This window comes from Psychrobacter sp. ANT_H3, from assembly GCF_027919975.1.
GTDB classification, from domain to species: Bacteria; Pseudomonadota; Gammaproteobacteria; order Pseudomonadales; family Moraxellaceae; genus Psychrobacter; species Psychrobacter maritimus.
Map to the genome: position 1 here is coordinate 176374 of NZ_JAQISM010000016.1, position 19438 is coordinate 195811.

Sequence of the window (19438 nt, forward strand, 5' to 3'; positions counted from 1 at the left end):
GGTTGAAGCAAGGCTGTTAATATTAATCTGAGCACCAACCATTACAGTTGTTTTATTTATTATTAAGGATGATTATGCACGCTATTGCCACTTACCAGTATGAGACATTACAAGTCAGCGCCAATGACAATATATTAACGGTGACCATTAATCGACCAGAAAAAAAGAACGCCATGAGTTTTAAAGTGGTCGAAGAGTTGATAGCGGTCGCCGGTCGTATCAGTAAAGATAAAAGTATACGCGCAGTGATTCTTAATGGCGCTGAAGGCACGTTTTGTGCCGGTATCGATTTAGGCGATTTAAACCATCCCAAAAACCAAGCCTTTGCGCTATGGGAACTTGTTAAACCTTGGCAAAGCCTATTTCAACGCGTCTGCTTGGTTTGGCGTGATGTTCCTGTGCCAGTGATTGCGGTTTTAGAAGGCTATTGTATTGGCGCAGGCTTACAACTGGCACTGGCTTGTGATGTGCGTATTAGCCATCCTGAATGCAAATTGTCTATTATGGAAGCCAAGTGGGGGCTCGTACCTGACATGGGCTTAACCCAATCAGGGTTTGGCGTCGTACGCGCTGATATCTTAAAGGAGCTGGCAATGACGGCTCGTACCGTGAATGCCGAGGAAGGCAAAGCGCTTGGTTTGGTCAGCCATTGTAGTGAGACGCCACTTGAGCAGGCACAAAAGCTTGCCGCTGAGTTTGCTGAGCGCTCACCTGATGCGGTGCTAGCAAGTAAGCGCGTTATCAATGCGATGTTCCAGCAGCCAGCCACCACGTTATATAAAGAAAAAGTCTGGCAGTTAAAAATGATGTTTGGTCGCAACCGTAAACTGGCGCTTAGAAAAGCCAAGCAAGCCAGTACCGCTTTTGGCAAACGTCAATACCGTTAGAAAAATTTAGCCATGTATTGATAGATTGTTTTAGTTACACAGGTTTGTTTTATTCACATCAAGCGTCTATTGAATTACAAGCAGATAGTGCAATATAGCATTATCTGTTTTTCTAGACTGCTTGTCTCGCTGTCTGAATGTCTGCTTGCGTCGCTGCCTATCAGTAGGCATGATTGTTGGTAGAAGTTATTTTTAACAAAGCTCGGTTTAAAATAAAAGCTTATTAAAATTACAAAACAAATCAGGCATCAATAATAAAATAATAATCACTCTATCATATGGTCTAATTATGTCTGCTCCAAAATCCTCCCTGCCTAATAAACCGAATGCTGCTGACCGAGTGCGCTCTGCCGATTTGCCTGTTGCATGGATTATGATGCTTGGGCTTATCGTTGCAGTCGGGCCATTATCGATTGATATGTATTTACCTGCATTACCATCGATGGCAGAGGATTTTGGTGTTTCAACTGCGTTTATGGCCAACTCCGTTCCAGCCTATTTTGTCGGATTGGTATTTGGTCAGCTGTTTTATGGCCCATTTAGTGATCGCGTTGGACGCGTCAAACCTTTATATATCGGCATGACCTTATATGTGATTGCCTCGATTATTTGTGCCACCACCGATAATGAATACGTATTGTTTGTTGGTCGTACGTTGCAAGCGCTTGGTGCTTGTGTTGGTGCGGTTGTTACCCGTGCTGCCATTCGTGATCGCCTGACTGCCAAGCAAACAGCGAAAGCGTTTTCTATCATGATATTGGTGATGGGTTTAGCGCCGATATTAGCGCCGTCATTGGGTGCTATATTTTTACAATTCTTTAGTTGGCATTCTATCTTCTGGTTTTTGGCGGCTTTTGGCACGCTAAACTTATTACTCACCAAGTTTTTCTTTTTTGAGACGCTCACCGAAGAAAACCGTAACGTTCGTCCTGCCAAAGAAGTGCTGAGCCAATATTGGGATTTATTAAAGGATCCGACTTTTAATTATCCAGCGATTGGTGGCGGACTACTGATGGGGGCGATGTTTGTCTATATTAGCTCTGCTTCTGAATTAATCATGGATACCTACGGCATGTCAGCGACGCATTTCGGTTGGTTGTTTGGCATGAATGCGGCAGGGTTTGTGGGCTTAACCCAGCTTAATCAATGGCTGACCAATCGTTTCCGTATTTTGAGTATTCTGCGTTTTGGTGCGATGATGCAAGTCATCTCGGCTGGGGCACTATTTGGGATAGGATTGGTTTTTGGTACTGATGCATGGTTGCCGCTGGTTTTAGCCTGTATTTTCTTCTGTATTGCTGGTTTAGGTTTGACGCAGCCAAACGCATCGGCGATTGCCCTCGCTTTCCAAAAACGCCGCGCTGGTATGGCAAGTGCGCTACAAGGCTCGTTGATGTTTTCGGTTGGTATCTTTGGCGGCTTATTATTAAACTTATTCCCCGTTAATCCGGTATTGAAAATCGGTATCGCGATGTTTGCGCTGATGAGTCTTGGTACTTATTTAATTTGGCAAATAGACCGTAATTTGAATTTGGATAATGCAGAATAATTAACCGATAAATTTCATTTAATTTTAACTTATACAAAAAAGTATTCAGTGCATAGAAAAGGCCTGAATACTTTTTTTATGTCTGCTTTTTATACCATCTTCCCTTTTTTATCTATCAATTGTATTAAGATATCCATTTTTAATGGATATATGTCTATTAAACACTAAAGCAATAACTTCAATGATTCATAATATTTTTATATACGCTTATTGTCATATATAAAAATATGTACGCTATAGCTAAACAAAATTATTGCAATAGTAGACTTGCTCAATTATTATCTAAGGTAATTTTCTGTAATTAAGTGTTTTAATACCTTACTTAAACTTACAGAATTGTTTTTATAACTGATTTTTTTAGAACAAAATCGAGGCTTAAGGATAAGAGATGAAGCTATTATATCGAGTGTTACCAGTTATATTGAGTGTCGGCTTATTTGGATGTGGAAATTCTTCTACCCAAGATAATGCTAGTGCATCTGGTACAACAGTAACGGAACATAAAGACAATTTTGTAAGTAAACTTCCTGATACAGCACCAACATTAAAGGTGGCGATGACTGGTGATTTACCGCCTTTCTCATTTCAAGATGATTATGGCAACATGCAAGGCACTGATGTTGATTCGATTAGAGCCATTGGGGAAGAGCAAGGCTTTAAAGTCGAGTTCTATAAAGAAACGTGGCAAAACATGTTTGATAGCGTGGAATCGGGAAAACGTGATTTAGCTATTTCTGGTATTTCTTATAAAGATGATCGTGCAGTTAGATATGGTCTATCAACGCCTTACTTTTTTAATCCAGCTACTATTATGTACTTGGAAGGAAAGTTTGATATCAAAGATTTAAACGATATTAAGGGTCTAAAAACAGGTACGTTAGAAGGTTCTAAAGAAGAAGATACTCTAAAAGAGATGGGCAGTTCAGTTGAACTGGTTTCAAGATCTACTGCATTTTTGGCTTATCAGGACTTAGTTCAAGGTAATACTGATGTGTTCTTATATGACATGCCTGTTTTACAATACATTATAAAAGGTTATCCAGAACATAAAGTTAAGATTGTACCTTATGAAGCAGCAGATGCTCCTTCAGCACAGCAGGTCGTTTTAATGGCAAAAGAAAATACCAAGCTCATAAAGAGCGTAAACGAAGGTATTACCAAGCTAAAAGCAAAAGGTACATTTAAAGAAATTGAAGAAAAATGGCTAGGTGCGACTGAGCCTGCGACCAAAAGTACTTTAAATAATCAGCAAACGAATTAAGGAATACTGAAGATGGCAACCACCTATAATACTGACAATAAACGCTATCACAGTCTGATTATTTCAATTGCACTGTTTTTATCGCTGATTGGCGCTTTGCTGGCATTTACGTTTTATACCTCTAGTCTACTAGAGCGCAATACAGTCTTGATTGATCGAACCAACCAAGTCGCCAATAGCGCGCAAGCGGTAATTAAAGACTTATTTGACTTAGATAGCAGTTACGGTGAAGACACCAACTCGCCGCATATCCAACGAGTATTAGAGCGTTTGGAGCAAAATACAGCGCTTATTACTAGCTCTATCACTGCCATTGAACAAGGTGGTGAAATTACCGATGTCGATGGCAAAAGCTATAATTTACCGAAAATTAATAATAACTCTCAAACCAACGTTGCTGCGGCGAATGAGCAGTGGTTACTTTTAGAGCCTAAGATTCAAAATTATCTAAAAGACGCTGATAACATCATGGTCGATTCATCTGATGAATTGATTCAAGCGGTTGAACAGGCTAAAACCTCAAGCCTCCTGATAAACGATTCGTTAGACCAGCTTACCAATGAAGTGTTTATCAACGCAGAACGCCAAGCAGACACCATACGTCTGATTCAGATATTAGGGGTTGCGGCTATTTTTGCTTACTTCCTAATTTTCGTATTCTTCTTTGTACGCCGTTTGCGTGATACCGATGCGGAAGCATTGGCTGCTCGCCGCGAAACACAAGAAATTATGGAAACCGTCAATACGGGTCTATTCTTGTTAGATAAAGATTTGAATATTGGTCAGCAGCATTCTCGAGCCTTAAATGGCATTATTGGTGAAGAAAGACTGGCAGGAGAGAACTTTGCCGATGTACTACGCGGTCGTATTTCGGACAAAGATTTGAAAACCACGCGTCAGTTTATTGAGCAATTGTATAACCCACGCGTTAAAGAAAAATTGGTTGATTCTTTAAACCCATTGCATAAAGTCATGCTACACAATGCATCTGGCGAAGAGAACACTACGAGCCGCTTCCTAGACTTTAAGTTTTCACGTGTTTATGAAGATAAAGACATTGCTCGTATTCTGGTCAACGTTAATGACGTCTCAGATGCCGTTTATCTAGAACAGCGCTTAGAAAAAGAGCGTTCACAAAATGACATGCAAATTGAGATGTTGACCACCATCTTAAACGTCAATCCAAAAATCATTAATGAGTTTATTAATAACACTAAAGTTCATATCGATAAAATGAACAATATTTTGAAAAACCCTGGGAGCTCGCAATTTGAGCTTGAGGGTAAGCTCAATGCGATTTATCGCGAAATGCACAGCTTAAAAGGCGAAGCGTCAGCACTAAAACTGCATAGCTTCACTAAAATTGCGTCAGACGCGGAAGACAAGCTTGATGCATTGCAAAATCAGGGCAAGCTATCGGGCAATAACTTCTTGCCGCTCGCTGTCCATTTGGATGACTTACTCAGCCTCTCGAACACCATTGAGACGCTAGGTGAACGCATTAATCAGGCAGCGCCGAAAGCTCCCATTAGTGCAACCCCTGTAGCGTCAATAAAGACTGCGCCACAACCAAGCATTGTCCAAGCCCAAGTAGCAGATGTTGCTACCACTAGCATAAATTTTGATGGCGGTAATGAAGTTGATTTGAGCGATGAGTCAGATGACGAGTATTTATCTTATTATCAAGATTTTGCCAAAGATATTGCGGTAAGACAAGGCAAACAAATACAGCTAAACGGCCATAATTTAGCACATATAAACATCCCTGAACGCCTCAAACAACCGATCAAAGAGATCAGTATTCAATTGTTACGTAATGCGGTGGTACATGGTATCGAATCACCTGAAGCGCGTCAGTCAGTAGGTAAGTCTGCAATCGGTAGTATTGACTTAGAGATGCAGCGTGATAATCAAAACTTAATCATCGCCTTGCAAGATGACGGTCAAGGTATCGACTATGAAGGTATTCGTCATAAGCTGATTGCCGATGGTCGCTTTGGTGCAGAAGAGGCAAGTCAGATGACTCATGGTGATCTGCTCAAAACCTTGTTTGCTTCTGGTTTCTCAACCAAAGAACAAGCCGATGAAGATGGCGGTCGCGGTGTGGGCTTAGACGTCATCAAGGCGTTAGTCAAAGAGCACAACGGTAAGCTGAACGTTAATACTGAGCTTGGAAAAATGACCCGTTTTGTCATTACCTTGCCTGCTGCGTAATTAAGGACAATAAAGAAACTATGTACAAATTAATGATTGTGGATGATTCAAATATCATTCGAAACCGTATTCAGCGTGCTTATGATTCTGGTCAGTTTATGTTGGTTGCTACGGCAACCAGCGGTGTCCAAGCCGTCGAGAAATTCAATATCCATCGTCCTGATGTGGTGACCATGGACTTAACCATGCCACAAATGGATGGACTTGAATGTATTGCAAAAATCATTGCGATTGACCCTGAAGTGCGGATTTTAGTGGTATCGGCGTTATCTGATAAATCGACTGGCATTGAAGCATTATCATTGGGTGCAAGCGGTTTCCTATGCAAGCCTTTTTCAGAAGAAGAGCTGGTAGAGTCTTTGTATGAGCTTGTCCAAGACTAGCCGTTAGGACACGCCCTAATAAATTAAGTAAATATCTTATTAAAGAACACACATTATGAAAGAGCAAAAGTTACAAATTTTTGTGAGTATCATTACCAATTACTTTAATCAGTTTGGTACTGAAGAGCTGATTGTTGATACCCCTTATTTACTAGAAAATCAGCAGCCTAAAGTGCATGATTATACAGGCGTCATCGGTATCTCAGGGGTACAAAAAGGCGTGGTTTATTTTTCTGCCACCAGCGCATTATTGGCCAGTATCCTAGACAGTATGGGTGAAACCGATAAGAGCGAAGACAACTTGGTCGATTTGGCAGGAGAGGTCGCTAACACCGTATCTGGTAATGCTCGCAACGAGTTTGGCGCAGAGTTTCATATCTCTGTACCATTGGTGTTTAAAGGCTCACCGCAAAGCATTATTTTGCCTAAAAATGGGCGTTCTTTTATCATTCCAGTCAGCTGGCGAGGTCAAATTGGGGAGATTGTGGTTTGTTTGCAAGACTAAATCCAACCCCCAATGATGATCGATATGGACGATAAACTATTATGGTTAATGTAGACAAGTTAGGCGTCTTTTTAAGCTCAATCAGTGCATTTTTCGCGCAGATTGATGATGAGCCAGTGGTGATTGATACGCCGTATTTAAACAGTAATAAAAATGCCGTGGGTTATGATTATAGCGGTATGATTACAATCTCTGGACCGCTTGAAGGCTGCGTGTATGTTAGCGCCCCGAGCAATATTTTGCGGGAAATAATCAAAGTAATGGGTGAGCCTGACTCTTCTATTACAATGATGAAAGACTTATTGGGTGAGATGGCAAATACCATCTCAGGTAATGCCCGCACTGAGTTTGGTGCCGATTTTATTATCTCACCGCCCAAGATTATTGAAGGTATACCGAGCATTCCTTATCTGCCAAAAGACCGCCAAAGTTATGTCACGCCCTTTACGTGGCGCGGCTACAAGGCTGTTATCGGTATTTCTATCGCTTAGCTTAATGCTCAGCACTGATAGCTGCTAATGATGCTATAAGTAAAGTTACCAAGTAAAAACGACGTTTAGACGTCGTTTTTTTATGGAATATCATCCCCTTAAACATCATAATAGCGCTAGCAGTCACTCTCACTTATATGATAAAATACAGCCCAGCTATTTTTTAGCATTTAGTATTATTCTTTACGTTCAAATCATAGTTCATTTTTTAAACCAACCCATCAACCAATGACACACACATCATGGCAAAAAATTGCTGGGTGTTTGGCGACTTGATTAATTTGCCCAAAGTTACTATTGGCTTAATGCGCTATTGATGAGCATTAACAAGGGCAGATGCGTGTCGCTAGATAGGCAGTTTTTGTGATGTGGAGGCATAACCCAACCAACAGGACATTTAACATGGCTACAAAGAATCCAACCAAAATCGAAATGCGCGACTTACTACAAGCCGGCGCTCACTTTGGTCACCAAACACGTTTTTGGAATCCAAAAATGGGTCCATATATTTTTGGTGCCCGTAACAAGATTCACATCATCAACTTAGAGCACACAGTAAAAGCGTTTAACGAAGCATTGACTTACGTAAACGGCCTAGCTGCTAAGAAAAACAAAGTATTGTTCGTGGGTACTAAACGCGCAGCAAGCGGTATCATCGCTGAGCAAGCAGCTCGCGCTGGCATGCCATACGTTGACCATCGCTGGTTAGGTGGTATGTTGACTAACTGGAAAACACTACGCCAGTCAATCAACCGTCTAAAAGAGCTAGAAAAACAAGCTGAAGACGGTACTTTCGCTAAGCTTACTAAGCGTGAAGCGTTAGAGCGTACCCGTGACATGGAAAAACTTGAGCGTTCACTAGGCGGTATTAAAGACATGGGCGGCCTACCTGACGCAATCTTCGTTGTAGACGTAGATCATGAAGCCATTGCTATCAAAGAAGCTAAAAACCTAGGTATTCCAGTTATCGGTATCGTTGATACTAACTCTAACCCAGATAACGTTGATTACATCATCCCAGCTAACGATGATGCTATCCGTGCCGTGACTTTGTATGTAACTTCTATGGCTGATGCGATTATCGCTGGTAAAGAATACGCACAAACTCAAGCTGGTGGCAAAGCTGACCAAGAAGCACCTGCTGCTGCTGAAGAAGCGCCAGTTGAAGCTAAAGCTGAAGAAGCTGCTGCAACTCCAGCAGAATAAATCGCTGACCGCTAAGGTTTAACTTTGTAACGATGTCTTGATAGTTATCTTGTCAGCATTCATATAAGGTTATTAACAGCATATAAGCTCATAAAAGGCATGATGTAGTTTTACTCGTCATGCCTTGCTCTTAATGGTTTATGGTCAAAATTAATAAGCGTGTCATGATTGGGCGAGTATTATCGTCTATACGAGCCACATTGCTTTTTTGATGATGAATAATCATTAAATATGAGTGGTTTTATTAAGGCTTAAGTCTAATATTAAGAGTAATGTTGACTTAATATTAATCAAGTTATCGAATAGATTTTAAGCATACCCCTACATAACAATATTCATGTATATAATAAAAGGTAACTCTTATGTCAGAAGTAAAAGTATCTGCCAAAATGGTAAAAGAATTGCGCGACCGTACTGGTCTTGGCATGATGGAATGTAAAAAAGCGTTAGAAGAGTCAAATGGTGATGTTGAAGTTGCCATTGATAACCTACGTAAATCAGGTCAAGCGAAAGCGGCTAAAAAAGCGGGTAACATCGCAGCTGACGGCGCTATCATTATCGCTCAAGGCGACAACAAAGCATTTTTGTTAGAAGTTAACTGCCAAACTGACTTCGTTGCAAAAGATGAAAACTTTACTGCCTTTGCAGAAAAAGTCGCAAACATCGCCCTAGAAAACAATGAGACTGACGTTGCAGCTATCTCTGCATTACCTTATGGCGGTGGTCAAACAGTTGAAGAAGCACGTGTATCTCTAGTACAAAAAATCGGTGAGAACATCCAAATCCGCCGTGTTGAAGTACTTGAAGGCGCAAACATTGCTGCATATCGCCACGGTCTACGTATCGGTGTGGTTGTATCTTATGAAGGCGGCAGTGCAGACACGGGCAAAAACCTTGCGATGCACATTGCAGCATTCAACCCTGTTGCAGTAGATGATGAAAGCGTAGATGCTGATGTATTAGCACGCGAAAAAGACATCATCGAAGCAAAAGCGAAAGAGTCTGGCAAGCCTGACAACATCGTTGAGAAAATGATCGAAGGTGGCTTACGTAAGTACCTAGACGAAGTAACGTTGCTACGTCAACCATACGTGATGGACAATGAGAAAAAAGTTGGTGACGTACTAAAAGCTGAAGGCGTAAAAGTACTTGATTTCAAACGTCTAGAAGTTGGTGAAGGCATCGAGAAGAAGCAAGAAGACTTTGCTGCTGAAGTTGCTGCTGCTCAAGCTGCTAGCAAGTAAGCTTTAAGTAATATAGAACAAGCAGTATAAATCGTAAAAAAGCCCGTCATTGATATAACGGGCTTTTTTGTGTTTGTTTACTTCTGCAAGATTTAAAAGATGAGCTATTTATGCTGAGTGTAAATATTAATGATCAGTATTAACGTAGCGCTAAGTAAGCAGAGTTGGCGTAACTGGCACTGTTGGTATTACTACTGGTACCATAACTGACATTTTGCATACCACTGCCGTTAGTGGTGCTGCTAGCATTATTGGCATTCATGGTTTTGCCTGATAACGCTGAGTCATTTTTATATAGGCTATGATAGCGGCTCATCACACTTTTGACATAATTACGCGTCTCTTTAAACGGTGGAATGCCATTATATTTATCGACGTTACCTTCACCGGCATTATAGCCAGCCACGGCAAATTCAACGTTATTGTTAAAGCGGCGCATCAGCCAAGCGATATATTTCGCTGAGCCTTCGATGTTATCGGCAGGATTCCATGGATTACTGACCTTAAAGCGACGGGCAGTCGCTGGCATCAGCTGCATCAAACCTTGGGCACCGACAGGTGAGCGAGCATTGGGGTTAAACGCAGATTCGGTATGCATCATGGCTTTCATCAGCGCAGGATCTACGCCATGACGCTCGGCTGAAGCACGAATATAGCTGTCATAGGAGTTGCGGCTGCCGCTACTACTTGCTGTGCTGCTACCGTAGTCATAACTACTATTACTGCCATCATATATTTTAGAATCTTTATAGTAACTAACCTTCACTTTTTTAGTGAATTTATCAAAATTACCGCTAGGATTGACGTTGGTAAGGAGTACTTGTCCGCCTTTGTCTTTGTAGATATACATATTGCCTGCTTGAGCGGCGATAGGAAGGCTAGAGAGGGTAATAGCCGTCAGTAAAACGGGAGACAAGCAGCGCGTCATTAAAGGTGCAATATTTATCATAGGGTTATCACTTTTTATCGAGTAATAGCAAATTGCTTTGCCTATAAGCGCGTCAGGTCGCGCGTCAAAGCGGTTATCGCGTCTGTAGGATTTTAGAGTAACCAAATATGGCGACTACCTACGAATTCACGTCTAACAAAACCACTTGCAATAGATACAAAAAATAATAGTTGTTTACTATAACACAAAATAAGTTTTTGCCACATCTGAATGCGTGCACGCGCAGTCAAAAGTTATTTTAATTTGTAAAAAAATTTGAATGAAATCAAGATGGTAATAGAAGTGAAGTTGCTCAGCAGCTAATAATAGCGAAGTTTTTGCCTTTATATTTGCGGTAAAGGTAATTAAGAAATGAAGCTAAAAAAGTCCGTAAAATAAGCTTAGGTAAAAGTTAAAGCCCATTAAGGATGATGGGCTTTGTGTTTACATTTAGCTTAAATCATTTTAAGACGATAGGGCACTGATAAAGATAGGTACCCAAATAGCGGTAACCAAACCATTAACGGCCAAGCCAAAGGCAGCATAACGTCCAGCAGTATGACTGATTTGCCACGCTTCTACGGTGCCAAAGGCATGCGCTGCTAAGCCAAGTGCTAAGCCTTTGGCGCGGTCATCGTCAATACCGCGAAATAAGAAGCGCGCTAGGGTACCACCAATAAGTCCTGAAACAATGATAATCAAGTTTGCCATCGCCAGTGGCGCTTTAATCAAGTCCGCCACACTGAGACCAATGGGTGTGGTCACTGAACGGGTGGCAAATGCTAAGATGGTCTCGTTACTAAGTGAAAATAGATAGGCCAACGACATGGGTAGCAAGGCGCCAACCACGCTAGCCAACGCCACAATCATAGTGAGCTTTTTAACTGGCAAGCCTTTAAAGTTCATCGCTGCCAATGGTACGGCCAGTAATACCGTCACATAGCCTAGGAGGTGATCGAATACCGGTTTTGCCACGCTGTAATAATGGTTGTAATCCCATTGCAAAATAAACAAAAATAGCAGCACTAATACCAATGCGGTGATGACCATTGGTAACCATGACAGCTTGCGCGCGAGGACGCGGGCAATAACGTGCGCTGCCAAGGTTAATAATATCGCAGCAAGGGTTGCTGTAAACACACTATCAAAACTCATAACGTTGCCTTGTCCCTACAGCTTAATGCTGTCCCTTCTGCTTGTTGGTCGTATTCAGATTGTCGTTAAGCGTATTGTCTGTATCGCCGCTGTTATTAAGAGAGCGATTGGCAAGGATAGCCAGTCCCCAAAGCGGGATAAGTGTACTGATAATCATCGTTAGCATCACACCCCAAAATTCATCGCCTAATGCGAATAGCAGCAAGCCTGCACCGGCAGAAACGGGCAAAAAAGCAAAGCCACTATCAACCAATAAGGTGTTACTTGCTTGGGTTAGCCAACTGGGCAGCCCTTTTACCAGTCGCCAAACCATCAATATGACAAACATCGTCAGCAGACCAACGATATTGGCGGCTTTTTCGATACCGGCCCATTGGCAAACAATAACGGCGGATTCACGAACCACCACAACCAGTATCAGCGTTAATATTAACGCCATCCATAAGGGTATGTTTGAAGAAGAGGAAGGCTTCATAAGCAATTTTGGCCAAATAAAATATAATAAGAGAGGGTATAAACGGGAGCTAATAAAAGTACATAGCATTTAATGCTGCGATTATAAAAAATCCTACTGCATCAATAGCTAGCAGTATTAATAACTGCGCAACTGAGTGTTACTGGTATTATTTTTCGGATGCGTTTTAACATAGAGATTCTAACAGCTGCTTTTTAAATGTAACATTTTAACGCAAGCATAGTGCCTGATTATATAGAGAGTAGGCGCACTAATAAAGCCTAAGCGTAGATTGCAGGTATGATAAGGGTATGAAGCAGTTTTAAATCTCTCATACAACAGTAACTAAGCACAGGGCATATAAAAAGGACGCTATCAAACAATAGCGTCCTTTTCTTAAATATCATTTAGAGTAAATAGTTTGAGGCGAGGTTATTTAACTTTGCGAATCAGATTCTTGTGCCGCAGAATTTAACGCTTCAAACTCGGCAAAGGCATTTTCTTCTTCTGCCGTCAAAGACTCTTCTTCATCATGACTATCTTCTTCATCAATTTGTTCAAACTCTTCAAGTATCGGCATTAGCAATGTTGCCTGTGCCAACGGCAAGACATCTAACGGTTTTAAATTGGCTTGACCTAATAGCTGTTTAAGCCTGTCGCTTGGCAGACGAATGGTTAAGCATTCATGACCGTTATCATCATAGCTTTCTTCTAAAATCACGCCAAGCTCATACAAAGTGTTTTTAAATTGGCCCGCATTATAAGGTAGGGTCAAATCAAAGGTGGTCAAAGTGCCCATTAATAGCTGCTGAACAGCAAGGGATAGCTCTTCCATACCGAGATTTTGGCGAGAAGAGACATAAACCCGATTTGGCTGACCTTCCTTAGCATAGCCAATGTGCGCAGGCTCATCAGTGATATCAATTTTATTGTAAACGTTGAGCACAGGCACATCGTTGTCGATTTCAGCAAGTACGTTTTTGACGGCTTGAATCTGCTCATGCATATCTTCACTAGACGAATCGATAACATGCAGTAATAAGTCAGCTTCTAACGTCTCTTCTAAGGTGGCATGGAACGACTCGACCAGTTCATGCGGGAGATGACGGACGAAACCAACGGTATCAACTAAAACCACGCGACCGACGCCTTGCCAGTCTAAACGGCGTAATGTCGGGTCAAGGGTGGCAAATAATTTGTCCGCTGCATAAATGTTTTCATCAACCAAGCGATTAAACAGGGTAGATTTACCCGCGTTGGTATAACCAACGAGTGAGATAGTCGGCACGTCTGATTTTTGCCGACGGGCTCGACCTTGAGCACGAGTTTGGCGTACTTTTTCAAGTTTGGTTTTTAGCTGGGTTACACGCACTTGTAATAAGCGGCGATCCGTTTCAAGCTGGGTTTCACCCGGTCCACGTAGACCGATACCACCTTTTTGACGCTCCAAATGCGTCCAACCACGTACCAAACGCGTCGATAAGTGATTCAACTGCGCAAGCTCAACCTGTAGCTTACCTTCGTAAGTACGGGCGCGCTGGGCAAAAATATCTAAAATTAAGCCTGTACGGTCAAGGACGCGGCATTGTACTAAAGCTTCAATATTACGCTCTTGTGATGGCGATAAATTGTGATTAAAAAGGACGATATCAGCGTCGTGTTCGCGTACCAATTCTGCTATTTCTTGTGCTTTACCGCTACCGACGAAGTATTTGGCATCAGGACGTGCACGTGAGCCTGTGACCAGTGCCAAACGATCGGCACCAGCCGAATCTGCAAGCAGCTCAAATTCATTGAGATCATCAGGATCTTGAATTTGGCGGATGTCTAAATGTACTATAATGGCGCGCTCGCCACCTTCATGTCTTTCAAAATAATCCAAAGAGTATCACCTATGTCATTAAGTAAATAGATGGCTAATATCGGTTTGTTAAGCGTCGCTATAGCCTTCGTATGACCCTCTATATGTGGTCTTATCACTTGATATTAAAGCGTATTAAGGCAATTAGCCATACTTTTATGTTACAGCGTTTATTATTAAATGTTTTAATAATGAAAGTATGGGGGTTTTCGGGAAGAAGCTATTAACGGCAAGGTTGGCTTTTCTAAACGTGCTAATCTGTCGAGCGCTGGTAAAGTAAAAATGAGAGGCGTAAAAATGAGCTGATAGCTAACTATTGCAAAATATTAACAAAAGCCACTCATAACTCAGTGCACAAGTCGTCACTGAATGAATAAATTTTGTTATACTCATGACGCTTGTTTACGAGATATAATCATACGTTTTTTAAGCAATGAGCTTTTTAGCCATTAAGCTTTTTAATAAATAGGCTTTTTAATAAATAAGTTTTAACCCATAAGTTTTTAACCACGAGGGACACAGATGAGCCAATCTAAGTCAGGCTTTTCACTCAAACAGCAATTAGGTCGCGGCAAACAAATCGCTGGCATGACCACCACTATCGCTGGCGGACTACGCGCAGCCCAACGTATCGGTGCCTTTAAACAGCCACCACGAGAAAAACTGCCGCGCTATATTCAAGCGTTTTGCCGAAAAATGGCAGGCTCTTTTGGCGTACAGGTCGTGGCAGTCGAGCGCGTAGAGCAACACCACGGTCTATGGGTTTCTAACCATGTGTCATGGATGGATATTCCGGTAGTGGGTACGCTAAGCCCTGCTTTTTTCTTATCAAAAGCTGAGATTGGCGATTGGCCGATATTTGGTAAGTTGGCGCATGCGGCAGGGACGGTATTTATCGAGCGTGGTTCCGGTGATGCTGGCACGGTCGCTGCCCAAATTGCCACCTTTTTAACCAAGGGCTTTTCGGTTATCTTTTTTCCAGAAGCCACCACCACTGATGGCAAAAAAATTAAGCGTATCCACGGCACCTTGCTACAAGCAGCGATAGATGCAGACGTGCCTGTACGCCCGTTGGTGATTGCTTATGTGAATAAGGACGGCACTTTGAGTGAAGCGTTACCTTATTACGGTAAGCTGACGATGAAACAAAGTCTAAAAAAGGTGCTTGATAGTAAAGACGTGACGGCTTTTGTCTTACCGCTTGAACCGATAGATCCTAAAGGCTTGAGCAAAAGTGAGCTGACTGATTTATTACAAGCGCACATGCAAGAAGGTTTGGCTGAATTACATTCGCGCGTATTAACGAAAGCAGCTAAAGTATAAGCAAGCATCAAACGGTCTAAAATAGAAAAGTTTTACTAGAAAAAGTAGTAGCAGAAAAGTAGTCATAAAAAAGGCGCAACTCTTAGTAGTCAATACTAACGATTTGCGCCTTTTTCTTTACTCTACCAATACCTGAACGTCAGATTATTGTCAGCTGAACAATATCAATCTATGACCACGTAAAATTATGGTGACGGATTAGGATGCTGGGTATGTACCGCTTCGATAGCTTTCAGCACATCTGCGCTTAAAGTTAAATTGATGCTGTCTATATTCGATTGCAGCTGCTCAGTGGTGGTCGCCCCAATAATATTACTGGTGACAAACGAGCGCGAATTGACAAAGGCCAATGCCATTTGCGCCATATCCAAACCAGCATCTGCTGCGATTTTGGCATATTTGGCGGTGGCTGATAGTGCTTCTTCATTGGTATAACGAGCAAAGCGATCATACATCGTCAGGCGCGCGCCAGTAGGACGTTTACCGTCAAGATATTTACCAGACAGTACCCCAAAGCCGAGCGGCGAGTAGGCAAGTAAACCGACATTTTCACGATGGGCAATCTCTGCCATGCCAACTTCATATACGCGGTTTAGCAAACTATAAGGATTTTGCACCGTGATAGGCGTGATTAAACCATTTTTTTCCGCTTCCCATAGATAGCGCATTAAACCCCAAGCAGTATCGTTTGATAGTCCATAAGCACGAATGCGACCTTTTTTAATCTCATCATTTAGTGCTTGGATAGTCTCCAAAAAAGGCGTCAAGTCATCTAGCGACTGCGCTGCCATCTCTTCAGTGTAACCGAGCTGGCTAAAATAATTGGTTTGACGCTCAGGCCAATGTAGCTGGTAAATATCAATATAATCGGTTTGCAGGCGCTCAAGATTGCTATCGATGGCGCTACTGATATGCGCGGCATTAAAGCGCGTCTGACCGTCACGTAAAAAACCCATCGGTGATATTTTGCTGGCAAGAATGACCTTGTTACGCTGTTTGGTTTTGTTAAACCATGTGCCCATAAAGCGTTCGGTATCGCCTTGTTTGTCTTTATCAGGCGGCGACGGATACATCTCAGCGGTATCCCAAAAGTTCACGCCTGCATTAAGCGCCATGTCCATCTGTGCATGCGCATCGCTTTCGCTATTTTGCTGTCCCCACGTCATCGTTCCTAAGCAAATTTTTGAGACTTTTTCATTGAGTTGCGGCAGTGTTTGGTATTGCATGTATCTGTCCTTTTTGATTTTAATACAGAGCTATTTTTATACTACATCAGCTTGATACCTGTGACGCCCGGTGGGGTGACTTGGAATATTTTTACTTTAAAAAGTACCGATTGACCAGCAAGTGGATGGTTAAAATCGACTTCTACTTCGTCGTCATTGATGGCGCTAATGGTACCGGGTAGGGTGTTTTTGCCTTTGTCTTCAAACTCGACCAGCATACCGATTTCAGGATTGTCAGCGACCAAAGCAAATTGGGTGCGGCTAAAATGCTGGATGTTATCAGGGTTCCACTCACCAAACGCTTGCTCAGGGTCAAGGTGGGCGCTACGCGTGTCGCCAGCCCGTAGGTTCATTAGCACTTGCTCAAAGCCTGGCAATAAGCTCTCATCGCCAATCGTCAGCGTCACAGGCGCATCGCGGTTAAAGGTTGAATCAATCATCGTACCGTTTTCTAGCGATACTTCAAAATGCAGCTTCACAAGGCTGCCGTGAGTGATACGAATGTCTTCATTAGGCGTGATAAATTGAGAATCGGTCATAGTAATGTGTCTTTTATAGAATAGGATTAAGAGGGTTAATTATAATAGAGAGTTTAGCATAGCCCATAGACTAAACCTCTTGATGTGACAGATATGTGTTAGGCCACTTTTATAAGCTGTTACCGATATTTTTACCAATCTATTTCATATGTCTTTTTAAAAAATTAATAAATACAATGCGTTAATAGCTCGACTAAAAATTATAAATAATTAAAGTTGTTCAAGAATGAAATTAAGTTGACATTATCTTTCTTAATGTATATAAATGTAAACTTAATTTAAGCAACGTAACTTATCTATTAATAATTGTAAGTTAAACAACTTCTGAGATGATTATGAAAAAAGCGGTTTTAGTAATTGGAATGTTCGCATTATTGGCTCAAGGGTGTGCTACGCCACATGTTGTACAAACTAAAAAGGTAAGTGATGTTAATTTATCTTGTCAGCAAATTCTTAGTGAAATAGCTGAAGCTGATGACTTTGAGCAAAAAGCACGTGCTGAGCGTAAAGCGACTGGTAAGAATGTGGCTGCCGCAATTTTATTTTGGCCAGCTTTGATTGGTACCTATTCTAATACTGAAGAAGCTATCAATGCGGCAAAAGATCGTCGCAATAATTTGACCAACTTGTATGAGCAGAAAAAATGCCGTTAATACCTTAATGTCTTGTTAAGGTATTTTTATGGTCACTAAAAAGCTAAGAGTAAATCTCTTAGCTTTTTTTATGAGTGCAGGAAAGTTATATAATAGTTGTAAAAATAATCGATGATAAAAAACTATGAATATGAAAACGAAAAACCTAAGCACCAAACAACAAGGTCATATTAAAAAATGGCAGGACGATAAAGGTTTTGGTTTTATCGAAACCGCTGCGGGCGAGTCGGTATTTTTTCATGTCAGCGCGTTTAAAGCCCAGCGTCGTCCCGAAATTGGCGAGCAAGTGGTTTTTATAGTGGGGCAAGACAATCAGGGTCGCTTGCAGGCAAAGGATGTGCAAGAGCTCAGCTTTGTGCAGCAAAAAATGGCGCAAAAGAACAGCCAAATCCGGCAGCGGAATCATAAACGCAGCGCCCAAGCAGAATTTGAAGCAGGCCAAAAGAAACGCTTGTTTCTTGGCCTTGGCTTTTATGGGGTTTTAATTTTATTGGTGGTCATGAATAAGCTAAGCTGGCTGGTACTTGCTTGGTACGCGGTATTAGGCGTCATAACCTATGGCATGTATGCCAAAGACAAAGCTGCTGCCCAAAGTGGTGCTTGGCGGACGCCTGAGTCAACATTGCATTTGCTAAGTGCGCTTGGCGGTTGGGTCGGGGCGATGGTCGCGCAAACCTACTTACGTCATAAGTCACAAAAGCCTGAATTTCGTATTACTTATTATTTAACTGTGATTATTAATTTAGCAGGATTGTTGTTCATTTTGGCGGGTAAAGACTTTGAATTCTTGGCAAACTTGCCATTTGATTAAGTTTTAGCATATACAGTGATTAAAGTATTGAATAACTTTCTGATTCATCATTGTTGAATGCTGACCTTAACCAAATGACTATCTATTGCTAACTGATAGATGACAATAGCGGCTTTTATTATTGTTATGATACTTGAGGATTAAATAGAACCATTTGAATACTTAACGTAGCAATAACTTTAAAGAGGAAAGTAATGAGTAATAACAATAATAATGCTAACGAAGTTGATTTAACACAAGATATTTTTACAGCCTTAATCGACAATCATGAGATACAGCGGGCGTTATGCGATAAGCTTGAAAGCACGAAAGATGAGGCGCAGCGTAAAGCCATTTATGAAGAGTTAAAGCTTGAATTACACTCGCATGCGGCGGCAGAAGAGCGCCATTTATATGTGCCCGTCATGCAGCATGATGATGGGCTTGATTTGTCTCGGCATGCCATTACTGAGCATCATGAAATGGATGAGATGATGGAAACCTTGGATGATGGACGTATTGGTAAAGAGAAGTGGGATAGCACCTGTGCAGATTTGATTCATAAGGTACGCCATCATTTAAAAGAAGAAGAAAACAAGTTTTTTAAAGAGGCGAAAAAGATTTTAGATAGCGACTTGCAGCAACGCCTTGGCTCATTGTATCAAGTTGAGTATGCTGAGTTTAAGCAAACACATGCAGATGATGCATGATTACGTTGTTTTAAATGTATGAATGAATTGCAACGTTCAAAATAAAAAACCACTATTGC

At 41.6% G+C, this 19438-nt stretch carries 19 protein-coding genes; 13 read left to right on the forward strand and 6 right to left on the reverse strand.

Features of this window, described 5'->3' with window-relative positions:
• Nucleotides 1-74: 74 nt before the first annotated feature.
• The 9 genes from PG901_RS09780 (at nt 75) to tsf (ending at nt 9740) form a co-directional block, all read left to right on the forward strand.
• On the forward strand, nt 75-887 hold the full coding sequence (locus PG901_RS09780) for a crotonase/enoyl-CoA hydratase family protein (protein ID WP_271134324.1): 813 nt from the start codon (nt 75-77) through the stop codon (nt 885-887).
• 289 nt (nt 888-1176) lie between these two features.
• Nucleotides 1177-2436 (forward strand): multidrug effflux MFS transporter, encoded by a 1260-nt coding sequence (locus PG901_RS09785; RefSeq protein ID WP_201625066.1) that lies wholly within the window; start codon nt 1177-1179, stop codon nt 2434-2436.
• Between the two features lie 388 nt (nt 2437-2824).
• The gene (locus PG901_RS09790; RefSeq protein ID WP_201625065.1) at nt 2825-3697 is read left to right on the forward strand and encodes a transporter substrate-binding domain-containing protein; all 873 of its coding nucleotides are present in this window, start codon (nt 2825-2827) and stop codon (nt 3695-3697) included.
• Nucleotides 3698-3709: 12 nt separating this feature from the next.
• Nucleotides 3710-5911 carry an ATP-binding protein gene (locus tag PG901_RS09795; RefSeq protein WP_201625064.1) on the forward strand — a complete coding sequence of 734 codons (2202 nt, stop codon included), beginning with the start codon at nt 3710-3712 and terminating at the stop codon, nt 5909-5911.
• A gap of 20 nt (nt 5912-5931) precedes the next feature.
• Nucleotides 5932-6294, forward strand: a complete 363-nt coding sequence (locus PG901_RS09800; protein WP_183619966.1) for a response regulator — start codon at nt 5932-5934, stop codon at nt 6292-6294.
• A gap of 55 nt (nt 6295-6349) precedes the next feature.
• On the forward strand, nt 6350-6799 hold the full coding sequence (locus PG901_RS09805) for a chemotaxis protein CheX (RefSeq protein WP_201620206.1): 450 nt from the start codon (nt 6350-6352) through the stop codon (nt 6797-6799).
• Between the two features lie 41 nt (nt 6800-6840).
• Entirely contained in the window at nt 6841-7290 is a 450-nt protein-coding gene (locus PG901_RS09810; protein WP_201620207.1) for a chemotaxis protein CheX, read from the forward strand.
• Nucleotides 7291-7692: 402 nt separating this feature from the next.
• Entirely contained in the window at nt 7693-8496 is an 804-nt protein-coding gene (rpsB, locus tag PG901_RS09815) for a 30S ribosomal protein S2 (RefSeq protein ID WP_183619972.1), read from the forward strand.
• Nucleotides 8497-8858: 362 nt separating this feature from the next.
• Entirely contained in the window at nt 8859-9740 is an 882-nt protein-coding gene (gene tsf / locus PG901_RS09820; RefSeq protein ID WP_201625063.1) for a translation elongation factor Ts, read from the forward strand.
• Nucleotides 9741-9879: 139 nt separating this feature from the next.
• On the opposite strand, the gene PG901_RS09825 is transcribed toward tsf, so the two are convergent.
• From PG901_RS09825 to hflX, 4 genes are all read right to left on the reverse strand, one after another.
• Nucleotides 9880-10689, reverse strand: a complete 810-nt coding sequence (locus tag PG901_RS09825) for a lytic transglycosylase domain-containing protein (protein ID WP_201625062.1) — start codon at nt 10687-10689, stop codon at nt 9880-9882.
• A gap of 444 nt (nt 10690-11133) precedes the next feature.
• A complete protein-coding gene (locus tag PG901_RS09830) occupies nt 11134-11823 on the reverse strand; it encodes an LrgB family protein (protein ID WP_201620210.1) in 690 nt (229 codons plus the stop codon).
• Between the two features lie 22 nt (nt 11824-11845).
• Nucleotides 11846-12298, reverse strand: a complete 453-nt coding sequence (locus tag PG901_RS09835) for a CidA/LrgA family protein (RefSeq protein ID WP_201562195.1) — start codon at nt 12296-12298, stop codon at nt 11846-11848.
• Between the two features lie 415 nt (nt 12299-12713).
• The gene (gene hflX / locus PG901_RS09840; protein ID WP_201625061.1) at nt 12714-14159 is read right to left on the reverse strand and encodes a ribosome rescue GTPase HflX; all 1446 of its coding nucleotides are present in this window, start codon (nt 14157-14159) and stop codon (nt 12714-12716) included.
• A gap of 501 nt (nt 14160-14660) precedes the next feature.
• Between hflX and PG901_RS09845 the strand changes: the two genes are divergently transcribed.
• Nucleotides 14661-15461, forward strand: coding sequence for a lysophospholipid acyltransferase family protein (locus tag PG901_RS09845; RefSeq protein ID WP_201620212.1), 801 nt, complete (start codon nt 14661-14663; stop codon nt 15459-15461).
• A gap of 185 nt (nt 15462-15646) precedes the next feature.
• Here the strand turns inward: PG901_RS09845 and PG901_RS09850 are convergent, their stop codons facing one another.
• Both PG901_RS09850 and fkpB read right to left on the reverse strand, forming a co-directional pair.
• On the reverse strand, nt 15647-16687 hold the full coding sequence (locus tag PG901_RS09850) for an aldo/keto reductase (RefSeq protein WP_201625060.1): 1041 nt from the start codon (nt 16685-16687) through the stop codon (nt 15647-15649).
• A 41-nt stretch (nt 16688-16728) separates the two neighbouring features.
• Nucleotides 16729-17226, reverse strand: a complete 498-nt coding sequence (fkpB, locus tag PG901_RS09855; protein ID WP_201625059.1) for an FKBP-type peptidyl-prolyl cis-trans isomerase — start codon at nt 17224-17226, stop codon at nt 16729-16731.
• A 335-nt stretch (nt 17227-17561) separates the two neighbouring features.
• Here fkpB and PG901_RS09860 point away from each other — a divergent pair, with 335 nt between their 5' ends.
• From PG901_RS09860 to PG901_RS09870, 3 genes are all read left to right on the forward strand, one after another.
• On the forward strand, nt 17562-17879 hold the full coding sequence (locus PG901_RS09860; protein ID WP_201625058.1) for a hypothetical protein: 318 nt from the start codon (nt 17562-17564) through the stop codon (nt 17877-17879).
• Between the two features lie 124 nt (nt 17880-18003).
• The gene (locus tag PG901_RS09865; RefSeq protein ID WP_227692309.1) at nt 18004-18690 is read left to right on the forward strand and encodes a DUF1294 domain-containing protein; all 687 of its coding nucleotides are present in this window, start codon (nt 18004-18006) and stop codon (nt 18688-18690) included.
• A 194-nt stretch (nt 18691-18884) separates the two neighbouring features.
• Complete coding sequence (locus PG901_RS09870) at nt 18885-19379, forward strand: hemerythrin domain-containing protein (protein ID WP_201562183.1); 495 nt, start codon at nt 18885-18887, stop codon at nt 19377-19379.
• Nucleotides 19380-19438: the final 59 nt, after the last annotated feature.